The sequence below is a fragment of the Vibrio sp. YT-19(2023) genome (assembly GCF_033337395.1).
Genome location: NZ_JAWOQN010001186.1, coordinates 1 through 511 on the forward strand (window position 1 = coordinate 1; position 511 = coordinate 511).

Annotated in this window: 1 pseudogene; it reads left to right on the forward strand. The window is 47.6% G+C overall.

Annotation, left to right across the window (positions count from 1 at the left end):
• Positions 1–113: 113 nt before the first annotated feature.
• Positions 114–511, forward strand: a pseudogene (locus tag R7E78_RS30750) (MATE family efflux transporter); the annotation flags it as partial.

A 511-nucleotide genomic window follows, 5' to 3' on the forward strand; every position in this document is an offset into this window, starting at 1 on the left:
TATTTATGCCTCGGTTGGTTTTATATTCCCCCACAAACTGAGGAGTGACTATGACGAACAATACTGACATCAAAAACCAAACAAATCCTATGTCTGGCGACTTGTTACGTCAGATTATTCGCTTAGGTTTTCCTGTCGCAATCCAAAGCGCGCTTGTCGCGATATTGGCATTGGCTGATGTTCTCATGGTTAGTGACTTTGGTAAAGAAGCGACAGCGGCTGTGGGAATTGCGTCAAAATGGCATTTCGTGGCGATCATGATCATGGCCGGTCTAGCCTCTGCCAACGGCACGCTCGTTGCTCAATATTGGGGGCGAAATGATGCCGTCAGTGCCAAAACCGTCACTGGAATCGCCATCCGATTTGGCTTAAAAGTGCTTATCCCAGTGACGTTGATCATCACGCTTGGTAGCGAACTCATCATGCGTTTACAAACCAGCGATACACGAGTGATTGAGTTGGGTGCGACTTACTTGTGGTATGCGTTTCCGGTGCTGTTGCTTACGCATAT